The sequence below is a fragment of the Azospirillum sp. B2RO_4 genome, from assembly GCF_051124815.1.
Classification (GTDB): domain Bacteria; phylum Pseudomonadota; class Alphaproteobacteria; order Azospirillales; family Azospirillaceae; genus Azospirillum.
In genome coordinates, this window is sequence record NZ_CP118485.1 from 183,783 (window position 1) to 198,565 (window position 14,783).

A 14,783-nucleotide genomic window follows, 5' to 3' on the forward strand; every position below is an offset into this window, starting at 1 on the left:
GCGGGACCTTGCGCCGTCGGGTAGGATGCGCCCATGAGCGATTCGACCACTCCGTCCACAACCGAGGCGCTCGGCGCCGTGCTCGACGAGCATCTGCGCTGGATCGGCCAGTGGCAGCGCGCCGTTTTCTACCGTGAGGGGCGCGGCGGGGAGCGGTCGTCGGCCCCGGCCTCCTTCCAGGCCTGGTGCCAGGCCGCCAGCCGCGACGACCTGCTGCAGCAGCCGGCGGTGCAGAAGCTGGCGACCCTGCACGAGCAGATGCACCGGCAGGCCCGGCTGATCCTGCTGAAGGCGTCCGGCGGCGAGCTGCCGACCGAAGCCGAGTTCGAGGGGGTGGTCGGCCGGTTCGAAGAGTTCATGCTGCATCTGCGCCGGATGGAGCGCGCCTTCGCCGCCGCCGCCTCCGGCCTGGACCCGCTGACCGGCCTGCGCACGCGGCGCGGCATGGGCGAGGCGCTGGAGCGCGAGCACAACCGCTACCGCCGCACCGGCCAGCCCTTCTGCGTCGCGCTGGCCGACATCGACAAGTTCAAGGGCATCAACGACAGCTACGGCCACGACATCGGCGACCGGGTGCTGGCCGCCACCGCCGCCGTCATCAGCCGCGGCGTCCGCAGCTTCGACGAGGCCTTCCGCATGGGCGGCGAGGAGTTCCTGGTCTGCCTGAAGGAAACCCGGCTGGACGAGGGTTATGAGGTGATCGAGCGGCTGCGCGTCGACCTGATGCGTTCGCCGGTGGTGCTGCCCGACGGCCGGATGATCCCGGTCACCGCGTCCTTCGGGCTGGTGGAGGCGGTGTCCGACCTGACCGTCGACGATCTGGTGGTGTGCGCCGACCGCGCGCTCTATCAGGCGAAGAATTCCGGCCGCAACCGCGTGATCCGCTACGGCATCGACCGTCCGGAACCGAAGCCGGCGGCGGCGAAGGCGGGGCGGGGGTAGATCGGCCCTTTTCCCCAATGTCCGGCTCGCCCGTCACTAGGCTTCAGCTTTGGCGCTTTGGGCCTATCTAGGGATGACTAGGAAAGTCTAGTTCCCGGCGCTAGACTTCGCTATACATCGCTAGCTATCGCATGATTTGCGGAGGCCCAGTGGATCCCTATCGCAATCCATTCGCACCGGGTGCGGGCAGCCGCCCCCCGGAACTTGCCGGCCGATCCGCCATCCTCGAGATGGCGAGGATCTCCTGCGGCAGGGCCTTGAATGGACGAAATGCGCGCCCGATCATGCTGCTGGGCCTGCGCGGTGTTGGGAAGACCGTGCTGCTCAACGAGATCGGCCGGATTGCCGAACGGGAGGGGTTGCTCGTCTCCCGAGCCGAGTCTCCGGAAGGGGAAAGCCTCGCCCGCCTGATTTTTCCGGAAATGCGGAAAGTCATGAGGTCGCTGTCGGGCGTGGAGGCGGCAAAGCACCTTGCAACACGCGGTCTCAAAGGTCTGCGGAACTTCGCGTCGATCTTCAAGATCGAGATGGCCGGTGTCGAGGTGGGGGTGGAGCCTGAACCCGGGCTGGCTGAGACAGGCGACCTCCAGTACGATCTGCCGGACCTGTTCACCTTGATAGGGAAGGCTGCCCAAGCCGCCGGGCGTGGCTGGCTGCTTTTGATCGACGAGGTCCAATACCTGTCCGACGCCGATCTGTCTGCGCTCATCGTCGCGTTGCACCGCACGTCGCAGGATGGCCTGCCCGTCCTGATGGTCGGGGCCGGTCTTCCGCAAATCGCCCGTTTGGCGGGAGAGGCCAAATCGTACGCGGAACGGCTGTTTCAATACCCGTCGGTGGGAGCGCTGGATCCGGTCTCCGCCGGCCAAGCCGTCGAAAAGCCGGTTCTCGACGAAGACGCCTCGATCGCACCGGAAGCACTGCAGGCCATCTATGAACGAACGAAGGGCTATCCCTTCTTCATCCAGGAGTTGGCCTCGGTCGTATGGGACAATTCGGAGGGGCCGGAGATCACCGCCGCCGATGTCGAGCGTTCCTATGTGGAGACACTCGTGCGGCTGGACGAGGGATTCTTCAAGGTTCGGATCGACCGCCTGACGAAGGCCGAGGTTCAGTTTGTCAAGGCGATGGCACAGCTTGGCGATGGTCCCTACGCGATGGCGGACATTGCCAAGTCGATGGGGCGTTCTCAAAAATCCCTGGGACCGGCCAGGGCGAGCATCATTTCAAAAGGCATGGTCTTCAGTTCAGACCATGGCTATCTGGATTTCAGCGTGCCGCTTTTCGCTGAATTCATGCGGCGGCAAGGCTGAGGGGCAAAGCCGGCGATCCGGTTAATGGTCATACCGTTCGACGCCCCGCCGGTCAGCCCCCTTGGCCCCGGCCCCCCTGACGCGCTAGGATCGCGATAACCTTACCGTCAGCCGCGATCCGGATTCCATGCGCACCCTGCCCGAATTTCCCAACCTGTTCGTCCTCGACCATCCGCTGATCCAGCACAAGCTGACCCATATGCGGAACAAGGAACGGTCGACCGGCGGGTTCCGTACCCTGCTGCGCGAGATCTCGCTGCTGATGGGCTATGAGCTGACGCGCGACATCCCGCTGACCACCGAGCGGATCGAAACGCCGCTGCAGCCGATGGACGCGCCGGTGATCCTGGGCAAGAAGCTGGCGGTCGTGCCGGTTCTGCGCGCCGGGCTCGGCATGTCGGCCGGGCTGCTGGAACTGGTGCCGTCGGCGCGCGAAGGGCATATCGGCCTCTACCGCGACCATGACACCAAGCAGCCGCACGAATATCTGGTGAAGCTGCCGCCGGCCGAAGGGCGGCTGTTCATCGTCGTCGACCCGATGCTGGCGACCGGAAACTCCGCCGCCCATGCCTGCGACGTGCTGAACCGCCATGGCGTCGACGACGACAACATCCGCTTCATGGCGCTGGTCGCCGCGCCGGAGGGCGTGCGCCGCTTCCACGAGTCGCACCCGGACGTGAAGGTCTTCACCGCGGCGCTGGACAGCCACCTGAACGAGGACGCCTACATCGTCCCCGGCCTGGGCGACGCCGGCGACCGCATGTTCGGCACCAAGTAAGGATCGCCGAGGTTACAGGAAAACGGGGCGGGCGCCGGAGGACGGCTCCGCCCCGTTTTTCGTTGGGCCCCCGGTCAGCAGGCCCCCGGTCAGCCGGCCGGGGCCGGTTCCTCTTCCCGCAAGGTCCCGAACTGCACCAGCGCCTTGCGGTAGCCGATGTTGGGCGGCGCATAGCCGGCATCGACGGCGGCGCGCTGCGGAACCGATGCGTGCAGGTCCTCCTCGCTGTAGGGCAGCACGCAGACCGGACGGTAATGGCGCGGCTCCACCAGTTTGCCGACCCCGTCCAGGAAGCGGGCATAGGAATCCACGATGGTGCCCAGCGCGTTGTCCGGCGCCACCTCCGGCACCCAGATGGGGTCGATGGCCAGACCGCAGGTCTCGGCATGCTCCATCATCCATTTCAGCGTGATGTCGGACAGCCTGTCGTCCTGATAGCCGCCGCCGACGTTCGAATGGCAGCCGGCGAACCAGCGCTGCTCCATCCGCTGCGCCGGCTTGGCCTTCGGATCCCAGAGGTTGGCGGCGAAGGTCTTGCGGTGCTCGTCGATCGCCAGCGCCTGGAAGGCGTTGCGGACGAGGCTGCTGAGTTCGGTGTCGTGGAAGCCGTACAGTTCATCGTCCAGGTGCTCGCAGATGCCGAGCGGCACGCCGAGCGCGCCCACCGTGTCCCAGACGCCGAGGAAATGGATCGGGATCAGCGCCGATCCATGCGCCTCGCGGAACTGCCTGGCTTCGCCCACGTCGGGGCCGTCGTCCCGCTTGCGGTAGAGCGCATAGGCCGCGTCAGTCTGGTCCACCCTGTCGGCCGGCAGCAACCCGGCATTGCGGATCAGCCCGACAAGGCTGCGGGCGGTGTAGGCGCCGCGCGAGAAGCCCAGGATGAAGACATGGTCGCCATCCTTGTAAGTCGAGGCGAGGAAGCGGTAGCCGTCCTTGATCTTCTTGTCGATGCCGAGACCGAAGGCGCCGCCGAAGACCTTGTCGAACCAGTCGTGGAGGAAGCCGCCCTTGTCGTCGGTGCCGACGCCGGAGTCGTAATGGCTGATCTGTATCGTGCCGTCGGGGGCGGTCTTGAGAACCGATTTGTGGAATTTCCAGACGTTGGTCGCCGCCTCGTTGTCCTTGTCGGGCTGGTTGCCGCTGCCCGGCGTGTTCCAGGTGCCGTCGAAACACAGGACGATCCGCTTCGCCATCTTGCCCTCCCTGCCATGCCTGCACACGTCCGGGATGATGGCGTATTTGTTTTTCCCTCTCAAAGTGTTTTTATAAAGCCTGACTATCGTAAGCAGATAGCAAGCCGCAAGACGTTCAATGGGCCTTGCGGTGGCCTTATGGCCGGCGATCGGAGTGGCGATCCGAACCGGGTCCGACCTTACGCGATCCGCTCTATAGCCAGGCCGGAGTGTATGGGAAGTCAGCCGGGAACATCTTGAGGTAGTGTACCAGGCGCGGCCGGTCGGAATGGTTTGGCGTCGGGCCGTGCGCGAGCGCGTGGTGCCACAGGACGAGGTCGCCGGCCCGTCCGGCGATGGGCGTCAGCGTCAGATGCTGCTGGGCGTGCATGCGCGGCGATGCGCCCGGCGGCAGTGAATCGAGCCAAACGTCGAGCGTGCGATGCATGCCCGGCACCACGCCGAGCGCCCCCTGGGTCGCGGCGGTGTCGGTCAAATAGATCAAGCCCTGGACGCCGAACGGAATTGGGCGGACGAGGCTGACATCCCAATGAAGGTCCGGGCCGGGAAAGCCGCATCTCGGCGTGACCGGCGGATTGAAGCCCACGCGGTCGATGCTCACCCACAGGTCGGCACTTCCCCAGAGTTGGGCAAAGGCCTTGTGGATGCGCCGCGACCGCCGGTTGGCGTCCAGTGCCGGATGGCGGAACAGTTGGGTGAACACGCATTGCTGAAGGTCCGTCCGCACCTCCCAGGAGGCCGGATTGTCCGCCGATTTGCCCAGCACGTCCCACACCGCCTGCGCGGTCGCCCGGCAGGATTCGGGGTCGATCGAGTCGTGCAGGATGACCCAGCCATGCTCTTCCCAGTGGGCGAGGTCGTCGGCGTCCAGCACCGGGGCCATGGCGTCGATTTCGGCGGCCAGGGCGCGGGCGGCGGCGGGTGGCGGCCGCCCGGTGAGCGCGGCATTGATGCGATCGACCGTGGCGGTGTCGATCGACCCGCCGTTGCAGTCAAGGATCCAGCCTTCAAAGGACGCGAAGCTGGACCGGGCGACGCCAAGGTGGCGATACAACTCCTCCAACCCGACCTGAAGGCCGCTGCTCAACACTTGGACGGCGTGCCATTCGCGCACGGCCTCGTCGTCCGCGGCGGTGGAGCCGGAGAACGGGCGCGACCAGATGCGCTTGAGGCCCATCACCCCAAGCGCCCCCACCTCGGCGAAGTCGGCTAGGGCAATGGTGCTGCGGGCCTGCGCCATGGCGGCTGATCCAAACCGGGATGAGGAGCGAACTCCGCATGTTTGCCGGATCGGCGGCGGTGATGCAACCATGGTGTCAGCTGATGGAGAAAAAGCACACTCCTGGCATGCTTGAGAGATCGCGCAACAACCTGTGTGAGAGATGGCGAGTGAGGTTCGGGCATAGGCTCCCGGACCGCATTCATGGCCGGTTGGGAAGTTCATGCCCCCAATTTCTCTGCGGGATTCAAGTCGTCGCCTTGCGGATGGCCCATCGGCGGGAAGCCGACATGCGGCATCCGCAGGATGTGGGACCCTGCCACTTGTGCGAAGGTGCCATATGACATTGGCTTGATTTCGATCAATGCCGGGTGGCGTGACGGTAAGGATCATGCCATCCTCTTCGATGCGCCGACCGAATGGCCTAGCCCATATGCCTTCAACCGGTGCAGCCGATCCTTAGTGGACGAACGCGAACGGGAACGCGAGATGGATTACGAGACTTTCTTCCGCAACCAGATTGCGACCCTGAAGCAGGACGGCCGCTACCGCGTGTTCGCCAATCTGGAACGCCATGCCGGCAATTTCCCGACGGCGACCTTCCGCGATTCCAACGGGCGCGAACGTCCGGTTACGGTCTGGTGCTCCAACGACTATCTCGGCATGGGCCAGCACCCCAGCGTCATGAAGGCGATGCACGATGCGCTGGATCAGGTCGGCGCCGGCGCCGGCGGCACCCGCAACATCTCCGGCACCAACATCTACCATGTGCTGCTGGAGCGCGAGCTGGCCGACCTGCACCACAAGGAAGCGGCGCTGCTCTTCACCTCGGGCTATGTGTCGAACGACGCGACGCTGACCACGCTGGGCAAGATCCTGCCCAACTGCGTGATCCTGTCGGACGCGCTGAACCACAACTCGATGATCACCGGCATCCGCAATTCGGGCGCCGAGAAGCACATCTTCCGCCACAACGACCCCAAGCATCTGGACGAGCTGCTGTCGGGCATCGCCCCCGGCCGGCCCAAGGTGGTGGCGTTCGAAAGCGTCTATTCGATGGACGGCGACATCGCCCCCATCCATGACCTGTGCGACGTCGCCGACAAGCACGGCGCCATGACCTATCTGGACGAGGTCCACGCCGTCGGCATGTACGGCGCCCGCGGCGCCGGCGTGGCCGAGCGCGACGGCGCCATGGACCGGCTGACCATCGTCGAGGGCACGCTGGGCAAGGCCTTCGGCGTCCAGGGCGGCTACATCACCGGCTCCTCCGCGCTGATCGACTGCGTCCGCAGCTTCGCCGCCGGCTTCATCTTCTCCACCTCGCTGTCGCCGGTGCTGGCGGCGGGCGCGCTGGCCTCCATCCGCCATCTGAAACACAGCCAGACCGAGCGGACACAGCACCAGGAGCGCGCCGCCACGCTGAAGCGGATGTTCGCCGACGCCGGCCTGCCGGTGATGCCGTCGATGAGCCACATCGTGCCGCTGATGGTCGGCGACGCCCACCGCTGCAAGCAGGCGTCCGACGAGCTGCTGGACCGGCACAACATCTATGTCCAGCCGATCAACTACCCCACCGTCCCGCGCGGGACGGAGCGGCTGCGCTTCACCCCGACCCCGCTGCACACCGACGCGCAGATGGGCATGCTGGTCGATGCGCTGCTGGACGTCTGGAGCCGGCTGGACCTGCGTCTCGCCGCCTGAGCCGCCGCCCTCGTCATACCCCCTGGAAAGACCGTTTTGGCGGTAAGGGCGTTTTGCCCACTGGACAGATCGGACGCGCATCCCTACTTTGAGGGGTAGTGTTGCGACCGGTTCGCAGCTTTGTTGCTGCGGGCCGGCCGTTGCGCTTGCCGTCCATCCTTCAATCCAGGGCATCGCCCAGGGGGTTCGCCATGTACCGTGACAACTCGCTGATGCCGAAGGAGGCCGTGCGCCTCGTCGTCCTGGGCACGCTGATCCAGGGCGGCCCGTTGCGCTACGCCGATCTGGCCGGTTCCGTCCGTCATTTCCTCGACCGCATGATGGGTCCGTCGCTGGACCTGATGGGCACCTCGCTTGAGATGCTGCGCTACGAGGGGCTGATCGAGGCGCTGGACGGCAGCGGCATGGAGGACAACGCCCTGCTGGGTCCGACCGAAGCCGGCCGGGCGGAGTTCGACACGCTGATGCGCGCCAACGTCCGTGCGCCGTCGGCCGACGGGCTGAACAAGCTGGTCACCGCGCTGAAGCTGCGCTTCCTGCATCTGCTGGACGTCGAGTCGCAGCGCGACCAGATCGACAATCTCGTGGCGCTCAGCGAGACCGAACTGGCTCGGCTCGGCGATCTGAAGCGGGCCGACGTCGGCAGCGACGGCCATTTCGCCTCCTGGCTGGACCGCGACATCGCCCAGACGGAAGAGCGTCTGGCCTGGTTTCAGGAACTGCTTTCCCGGCTCTGATCCCCTTTTGGATCTGAGGTTTTATTTCGCGCGGCGCGTCCCTATCGCATAGGGGCGCGCCGCGTCTGTTTCGGCGTCCGGTTTTGGTGTACCTTCGGGCTACCCCTTTCCCCCAGCCGGAACCCTCTCCATGGCCTCGCCCCTGTCGACCGACGACCTCGAAGACCGCTTGCGCATGGAGTTCGTGGACGACGCGCGCGATCGTCTGGAACTGATGAACGCGACGCTGGCGGATCGCGTGAAGGGCGGGCGCAGCGACACGGACACCATCGGCGTGCTGCGGCTGGAAGCCCACAATTTCAAGGGCATGGGCACCAGCTTCGGCTATCCCACCGTCAGCCTCGTCGCCCACCGGCTGGAGGATTACCTCAGCGGCCTGAAGCGGCTGGACGAGAAGCAGCTGGTCGACGCCCAGATCTTCATCGACCGCATCTCCGAACTGGTCGACCGCGCCGAGCAGCCGCTGCTGGCCGAGACCAACAAGATCATCCGCGCCCTGCCGGTGCGCTATGAGTTCCAGGTCACCGACGTCGATGTCCGTAACGTCGAGATCATGCTGGTCACCCCGTCCAAGGTCGTCGCCAAGAAGCTGGGGACGGAGCTGGCGGCCTGCGGCTTCCGCACCATGACGGTGACCGACCCCATCGAGTCGATCAGCCTTGCCGTGCGGGTGCCGCCGGACATGGTCATCGCCTCGATGGTGATGGACGGGCTGTCCGGCCTCGACCTGATCCGCGGCCTGCGCGCGATGAGCGTGACCCAGCATGTGCCGATGGCGCTGCTGACCTCGCTGAACCTCGACCACCCGTCGCTGAAGGAGATCCCGTACGGCGTCTCCGTCATCCGTGTCGGCGAGCATTTCGGCGACGACTTCGCCGCGGTGGTGGCCAAGCACAATCTGGGGTGAGCGGGCAGCCATTCGGCTGAACGTCATCGTCATATAGCCGCGCTTGCGCCGGCGGGAATCCCCATGTTAGGCGTCAAACCGGTCCCACAGGCTGGAGCAGCGCCCCAATGACGGAGGTTCTTCGCCGGTACGGCCCGGTCCTGACCGGGGTGATCCTGCTGGCCGTGGCGCTGTGGCTGGCGCTGCTGGTGGTGCTGCCGCAGCTGATGATGATCGGCTTCTCCTTCCGGCCGTCGCTGCCGCCGTCCAAGATCGGCGGGCCGGAGGACGTGTTCACGGCCAGGAATTACCTGACGCTGTGGACCAACAGCATCCACCTGTCGATCTTCCTGAAGACGATCTGGGCCAGCGCGCTGGTCACCGCCACGACGCTGGCCGTCTGCTATCCGGTCGCCTTCTATCTGGCGCAGGTGGCGCCGAAACGGCGATTGCCGCTGCTGATCCTGATGCTGGTCGTGCCCTTCTGGATCAACGAGCTGCTGCGCACCTTCTCCTGGTACATCATCCTCGCCTACAACGGGCCGCTGAACGCGATCCTGCTGGGGCTGGGCATCATCGACGAGCCGCAGCGCTTCCTGGGCGGCGACGGCGGGGTGATCGTCGGGATGGTCTATGTCTACATCCTGTTCATGGTCTTCCCGCTCTACAACGCCATCGAATCGCTGGACCGCAACCAGATCGAGGCGGCGCGGGACCTCGGCGCCGGCTGGCTGCGCATCCACCGCCGCATCGTGCTGCCCCATGCGAAGCCGGGCATCGCCGTCGGCTGCATCATGACCTTCATGCTGGCCGCCGGCAGCTATGCCGTGCCGGCCCTGCTGGGCGGGCCGAACAGCCGCTGGTTCACCGAGATCATCTACAACTGGTTCTTCGAGGGCGGAAACTGGAACCAGGGGGCGGCCTACGCCTTCATCCTGCTGGTGCTGTGCATCGGCTTCATCCTCGGCGCGATGCGACTGTTCCGCGTCGGGCTGGCCGATATCGCGAAGTGAGCCATTGCGAAGTGAGCCCGCAACCATGAGCGCCGCCCGACTCCGCCGCCTGCTGACCGGCACCTATCTGGTGCTGTTCTTCGGCTATCTGTTCCTGCCGCTGGGCATCATGGCGGCGGCCACCTTCAACAGCAGCCGCTTTCCCACCGTCACGCCCTGGCTGGGCTTCACGCTGGGCTGGTTCCAGGCGTTGTGGGAGGACCAGCGCATGTGGGCGGCGCTGGGCACCAGCCTGATCGTCGGGGCGGGGGTGATCGCGCTGGCGGTGCCGCTGGGGCTGGCGGCGGCGCTGCTGCTCGACCGGCTGCACAGCCGGGCCAAGACCTTCCTCTACGCGCTGATGGTGTCGCCGCTGCTGACGCCGGGGGTGATCGTCGGCATCTCCACGCTGGTGTTCTGGCGGGAGTGGTTCGGGGTCAGCGGCGGGCTTTTCCTGACCGTGGTCGCGCAGTCCAGCTTCATCGCCGCCTATGCCATGCTGCTGTTCTCGGCAAGGCTGGAGCGGTTCGATCCGGCGCTGGAGGAGGCCGCGCTCGACCTCGGCGCCACCCATGGGCAGGTGTTCCGGCGCATCACGCTGCCGTACCTGATGCCGGCGATCCTGTCGGCGGCCCTGCTGGCCTTCCTGCAGAGCTTCGAGAACTACAACACCACGCTGTTCGTGCGCGGGCTGGACACCACCCTGACCGTCTACATCGCGACCAAGGTTCGCACCGGGCTGACCCCGGCGGTCAACGCGCTGTCGCTGGTGCTGATCGCGCTGACCATCCTGGGCGCCGTCGTCTACGAGATCCTGCGCCGGCGCGAGGCGCGCCGGCAGGCAGGGTCCGCAGCAGCCTTGGAGTCGGCGTAATCCTCAGTCCTCTTCCGCCTCGTCGGCGTCCGCCTCGATCTGGGCGGCGAGGTCGCGCAGCATGTCGATGACGTCTTCGTGGCTGGTCTCGTCCACGGCGGCGTTCACCGCGGCCTCGATCATGGCGACGGCGATGTAGGGGCCGAGCGGGCCACCTTCCTTGATCGCCTCATCCAGGTGCTTTTCGGCGATCGACAGCGCCTTTTCGAACAGCGCCTCGGCCGTCTGGTTGGTGGTGTCCTTGCTCATCGTCCGGTCCGTTGCGGAGGGTTGGTCCGACTCCAATAACACGCCCAATCGGCGATTGGCGCGGGAATTCGCTGTCGCGGCCGCAAATTGAGGCCGCGAAGCGGGAGGCCGGGCTTGCGCCGCCCCGGACCATACGCCACAGTCCGGAGATGTATTGACCTATACGGCAAGAGAGACAGCATGACCGGGACGCCCGACCTGACCAGCCCCGACCTCTACCGCTTCTGGTGGGAGGAGCGCGTGCGCTTCAACGACCTCGACGCGGTGGGGCACGTCAACAACAATGCCCTCGGCGTCTATTTCGAACAGGCGCGCGTCGCCCTGATCCATCAGGTCGGCGGCTTCACCGACGAGGTTCCGTGGACCGTCGTGCTGGCCCGCAGCCTGATCGAATACAAGGCGGAGCTGCTCTATCCCAACATCGTCCGGGTCGGCGCGCGGACGCTGCGGCTAGGCACCAGCTCCATCACGCTGGGCTGCGCCATCTTCCTGGGCGACCTCTGCATCGCCACGCAGGAAGCGGTGGCGGTGATCGTCGACAAGGCGGCCCATCGCCCGACCCCGATCCCGGAACCGTTGCGCGCCAAGCTGCTGGAGGCGTAAAGGGAGGCGCACCAGCTCCCGCACCCCGACGGACCCCCGACATGACGCGCTCCCCCCAGCGCCCTTCCGGCAAGCGCCCCTTCGCCAAGGGACGCCCGCCCGCCCGCAAGACCGCCCAGCCGCCCGCCCATGCGCCTATTGGGATGCGGGAAATGGAGGTCGCCATCGCCGACGTCGGTGCGCGCGGCGACGGGATTGCCTTCGCCGAGGGCCTGCGCCTGTTCGTGCCCTACACGGTGACCGGCGACCGCGTCCGTGTACGTGTCGCCGAGGGCGATGGGAAAGGGGAGGGCGTACGGGCAGACTTGCTCGAGGTTATCGAGCCCGGCCCCGGCCGCCAGACCCCGCCCTGCCGCCATTTCGGCCGCTGCGGCGGCTGTACTCTGCAGCAGATGGACGATGCGACGTACGCCGCCTGGAACAGCGGGATGGTGCGCGGTGCGCTGGAGCGGGTCGGGCTGGGCGACGTGCCGCTGGAACCGCTGGCGCGTACGCCGGCCGGCGCCCGCCGCCGCGCCCGTTTCGCGGCGCTGAAGCGCGGCAAGCGCGTCTGGTTCGGCTTCAACGAACGGCAGAGCCACCGGCTGGTCGATCTGGAGGAGTGCCCGGTCCTGGCGCCCCGCCTGTTCGCCCTGGTGGAGCCCCTGCGCGCCGTTCTGGCGGAGATCCTGCCGGACGGCGGCGACGCCGACGTGGTGTTGACCGACCTGGAGGGCGGCGTCGACCTGCTGCTGGTCGGGCCGCGCAGCCTGGATCGCGGCGCCCGCGAGGCTCTGGTCGCTTTCGAGCCGGAGCGCATCGCCCGCATCGCCTGGCAGCCCACCGACCGCATGGCGGCGGAGCCGGTGGCGAACCGCCGTCCGGCCTTCATCCGTTTCGCAGGCGTTCCGATCCAGCCGCCGCCCGGCGCCTTCCTGCAGGCCAGTGCGGCGGGCGAGGCGGCCCTGGTGGCGGCGGTGCGCGAGGGAGTCGGGCAGGCGTCCCGCATCGCCGACCTGTTCGCCGGCATCGGCACCTTCTCCATTCCGCTTGCGCAACAGGCGGCGGTTCATGCGGTGGAAGGCGACGAGGCGGCGGTGGCGGCGCTCGGCCGTGCGGTGCAGGGGCTGCGGCTGACGGTGGAGCGGCGCGACCTGTTCGAGAACCCGCTGGGAGTGAAGGACCTCAACCGCTATGACGCGGTGGTGTTCGACCCGCCGCGCGCCGGGGCGGCGGCCCAGGCGGCGGTGCTCGCCGGCAGCAAAGTGCCGCGGGTGGTGGGCGTGTCCTGCAACCCCGCCAGCTTCGCCCGCGACGCGCGGGTGCTGGTGGATGGCGGCTATCGTCTGGTGAAGGTCTGGCCGGTCGACCAGTTCCTGTGGTCGGCCCATGTGGAACTGGTCGGCCTGTTCGAGCGGTGAGGAGGCTGTCGCAGCCTCCCCCTTCGCATCAATCCAGCTGCAGAACGATCGCCTTCAGATAGGCCGACTCCGGCAGGTGCGGGTGGACCGGGTGGTCGGGGCCGGCGCCGGCGCTGCGCAGGATGCGGCCGGTGCGGCCGGCGTCGTGCAGGCCGCGGGCGACCAGCTCGGCGAAGGTCGGCGGATCGACATTGTGGCTGCACGACCCGCAGAGCAGATAGCCGCCGGGCGCCGTGATCTTCGCGGCCAGACGCGCCATCTTGCGGTAGGCACGGGAGCCGGCCGCCAGATCCTTCTTCGACTTCACGAAGGCAGGCGGATCGGCGACCACCACCTGGAATGTCTCGCCGGCCTCGCCCAGCCGTTCCATCTCCTGGAAGGCGTCGGCCTTGCGCGCCTCGAAGCGGTCGGCGACGCCGTTCGCCTCTGCGGCGCGGGCGGCGTTCTCCAGCGCCAGGGCGGAGCGGTCGACCGCGACCACATGGGTGGCGCCGGCAACCGCGCACTGGATGCCGAAGCCGCCGTTGTAGCTGTAGAAGTCGATCGCCCGGCCGCCCTTGGCCAGCGAGGCGATGAAGGCGCGGTTGTGGCGCTGGTCGTAGAACCAGCCGGTCTTCTGGCCGTCCAGCGGGTTGGCGAAGAAGGTCACGCCGTTCTCTTCCAGGCGGATCGGGCCGTCGATCTCGCCCTTGGCCAGCCGGGTCTCCTCGCTCAGCCCTTCCAGCGCGCGCTGGCTGCCGTCGTTGCGCAGGATGACAGCGCGCGCCGCCATCACCTCGTCGATGGCGGCCAGGATGTCGTCGATCCGGCCGTCCATGAAGACGGAGTTGGCCTGGACCGTCACCACATCGTCGAACCGGTCGACGATCAGGCCGGGCAGCCCGTCGGCCTCGGCATGGACGACGCGGTAGAAGGGACGGTCGAACAGCCGGTCGCGCAGTTCCACCGCACGGCGTAGCCGGCCGGCGATGAAGGCGCGGTCCACCACGGTCGCCGGATCGGTCGACAGCAGCCGGGCGGCGATCAGCGTGTGCGGATTGAAGGTGTAGATGCCCAGCGGCGTCCCGCCGGGGTCCAGAAGCCGCACCGGGCTGCCGGGCGGCACCGCCTTGGCGATGCTGTCCATCTGGACTTCGTTGGAATAGACCCAGGGATGTCCATGCATGACGCGCCGCTGGCGGCCGGCCTGCAGATGGATGGGCGGGTACTTCTTGACGGGTTTGGTGCCGGTGTCGCTCATGGGGCCGCATCCTAGCGGCAATTCGCCGGCGCGCAATGGCTGGCTGTGCCCGCCGTGCCGGTGCCTCTATTCCACCCCGACGGCGCCGCCCGGCCGGTCGGGTGCGTTGTCGTTGACCACCACCAGATCCTTGCAGAAGCGGACCGTCTCCTGCCGGTGGCCCTCGATGCGGAAGCAGTCGGGGATCGGGCTGCGGCGGGAGTCCCGCGGCAGGTAGCGCTCCGGCAGGGTGGTGTGAATGGCGGTGCAGCCGAGCCGCCGGGCCAGCCCTTCCATCGCCTGCAGCAGGGTCTCGGCCGGGCCGGCGACGTCGAACAGGTCGAGCACGACGAAGTTGTCGACGCACAGCGTCCGGCCATGCAGCAACTGCGTCTCCACCCCGTAGGAGAACAGGCCGTGCATGTATCCTTGCGCATTCTGCACGGTCATGATGCCGCGGGCCGCGGGCATGCCGTCCGTCCCGGCACCTCCCTTGCCCCCGCCCCCGGCCCTGCGGCTGCTGCCCCCGGTTGCGCTGTCGAGCAGCGCTGCGGCAAATGCGCGCCATTGGTCGACCCCCAGGCCCGGCGCGATGGCGCAGACCAGCGGATAGGCCTGGTCGATCTGGCGGCGACCAAGGGGTTTGGCGATGAAACTGTCGTCCATTTCAG

At 67.3% G+C, this 14,783-nt stretch carries 15 protein-coding genes; 10 read left to right on the plus strand and 5 right to left on the minus strand.

Features of this window, described 5'->3' with window-relative positions:
• The first annotated feature begins 33 nt into the window (after positions 1-33).
• From PWS46_RS00730 to upp, 3 genes are all read left to right on the plus strand, one after another.
• Positions 34-942, plus strand: a complete 909-nt coding sequence (locus PWS46_RS00730) for a diguanylate cyclase (RefSeq protein ID WP_434616742.1) — start codon at positions 34-36, stop codon at positions 940-942.
• Positions 943-1,091: 149 nt separating this feature from the next.
• Positions 1,092-2,255: an AAA family ATPase gene (locus PWS46_RS00735; RefSeq protein ID WP_434616745.1), complete on the plus strand. Its 1,164-nt coding sequence runs from the start codon at positions 1,092-1,094 to the stop codon at positions 2,253-2,255.
• A 127-nt stretch (positions 2,256-2,382) separates the two neighbouring features.
• The gene (upp, locus tag PWS46_RS00740) at positions 2,383-3,033 is read left to right on the plus strand and encodes a uracil phosphoribosyltransferase (protein ID WP_085087593.1); all 651 of its coding nucleotides are present in this window, start codon (positions 2,383-2,385) and stop codon (positions 3,031-3,033) included.
• A gap of 89 nt (positions 3,034-3,122) precedes the next feature.
• Here upp and PWS46_RS00745 read toward each other — a convergent pair whose 3' ends face one another.
• Both PWS46_RS00745 and PWS46_RS00750 read right to left on the minus strand, forming a co-directional pair.
• On the minus strand, positions 3,123-4,229 hold the full coding sequence (locus PWS46_RS00745) for a DUF2235 domain-containing protein (protein ID WP_434616748.1): 1,107 nt from the start codon (positions 4,227-4,229) through the stop codon (positions 3,123-3,125).
• Positions 4,230-4,422: 193 nt separating this feature from the next.
• Positions 4,423-5,469 carry a phytanoyl-CoA dioxygenase family protein gene (locus tag PWS46_RS00750; RefSeq protein ID WP_434616751.1) on the minus strand — a complete coding sequence of 349 codons (1,047 nt, stop codon included), beginning with the start codon at positions 5,467-5,469 and terminating at the stop codon, positions 4,423-4,425.
• 468 nt (positions 5,470-5,937) lie between these two features.
• Here PWS46_RS00750 and hemA point away from each other — a divergent pair, with 468 nt between their 5' ends.
• From hemA to PWS46_RS00775, 5 genes are all read left to right on the plus strand, one after another.
• Positions 5,938-7,152 (plus strand): 5-aminolevulinate synthase, encoded by a 1,215-nt coding sequence (gene hemA, locus PWS46_RS00755; RefSeq protein ID WP_434616754.1) that lies wholly within the window; start codon positions 5,938-5,940, stop codon positions 7,150-7,152.
• A 191-nt stretch (positions 7,153-7,343) separates the two neighbouring features.
• Positions 7,344-7,889: a hypothetical protein gene (locus PWS46_RS00760; RefSeq protein ID WP_434616757.1), complete on the plus strand. Its 546-nt coding sequence runs from the start codon at positions 7,344-7,346 to the stop codon at positions 7,887-7,889.
• 130 nt (positions 7,890-8,019) lie between these two features.
• The gene (locus PWS46_RS00765) at positions 8,020-8,796 is read left to right on the plus strand and encodes an Hpt domain-containing protein (RefSeq protein ID WP_434616760.1); all 777 of its coding nucleotides are present in this window, start codon (positions 8,020-8,022) and stop codon (positions 8,794-8,796) included.
• A 107-nt stretch (positions 8,797-8,903) separates the two neighbouring features.
• Positions 8,904-9,788: an ABC transporter permease gene (locus tag PWS46_RS00770; protein ID WP_434616763.1), complete on the plus strand. Its 885-nt coding sequence runs from the start codon at positions 8,904-8,906 to the stop codon at positions 9,786-9,788.
• A 25-nt stretch (positions 9,789-9,813) separates the two neighbouring features.
• On the plus strand, positions 9,814-10,641 hold the full coding sequence (locus PWS46_RS00775) for an ABC transporter permease (RefSeq protein ID WP_434616766.1): 828 nt from the start codon (positions 9,814-9,816) through the stop codon (positions 10,639-10,641).
• A gap of 3 nt (positions 10,642-10,644) precedes the next feature.
• On the opposite strand, the gene PWS46_RS00780 is transcribed toward PWS46_RS00775, so the two are convergent.
• Complete coding sequence (locus PWS46_RS00780; protein WP_014248877.1) at positions 10,645-10,890, minus strand: hypothetical protein; 246 nt, start codon at positions 10,888-10,890, stop codon at positions 10,645-10,647.
• Positions 10,891-11,070: 180 nt separating this feature from the next.
• Between PWS46_RS00780 and PWS46_RS00785 the strand changes: the two genes are divergently transcribed.
• A complete protein-coding gene (locus PWS46_RS00785) occupies positions 11,071-11,493 on the plus strand; it encodes an acyl-CoA thioesterase (protein WP_434616769.1) in 423 nt (140 codons plus the stop codon).
• 41 nt (positions 11,494-11,534) lie between these two features.
• Positions 11,535-12,893, plus strand: coding sequence for a class I SAM-dependent RNA methyltransferase (locus PWS46_RS00790; RefSeq protein ID WP_434616772.1), 1,359 nt, complete (start codon positions 11,535-11,537; stop codon positions 12,891-12,893).
• Positions 12,894-12,921: 28 nt separating this feature from the next.
• Here the strand turns inward: PWS46_RS00790 and PWS46_RS00795 are convergent, their stop codons facing one another.
• Both PWS46_RS00795 and PWS46_RS00800 read right to left on the minus strand, forming a co-directional pair.
• Positions 12,922-14,133 (minus strand): class I SAM-dependent rRNA methyltransferase, encoded by a 1,212-nt coding sequence (locus PWS46_RS00795; protein WP_434616775.1) that lies wholly within the window; start codon positions 14,131-14,133, stop codon positions 12,922-12,924.
• A 66-nt stretch (positions 14,134-14,199) separates the two neighbouring features.
• The gene (locus tag PWS46_RS00800) at positions 14,200-14,778 is read right to left on the minus strand and encodes a hypothetical protein (RefSeq protein ID WP_434616778.1); all 579 of its coding nucleotides are present in this window, start codon (positions 14,776-14,778) and stop codon (positions 14,200-14,202) included.
• Between the last annotated feature and the right edge of the window lie 5 nt (positions 14,779-14,783).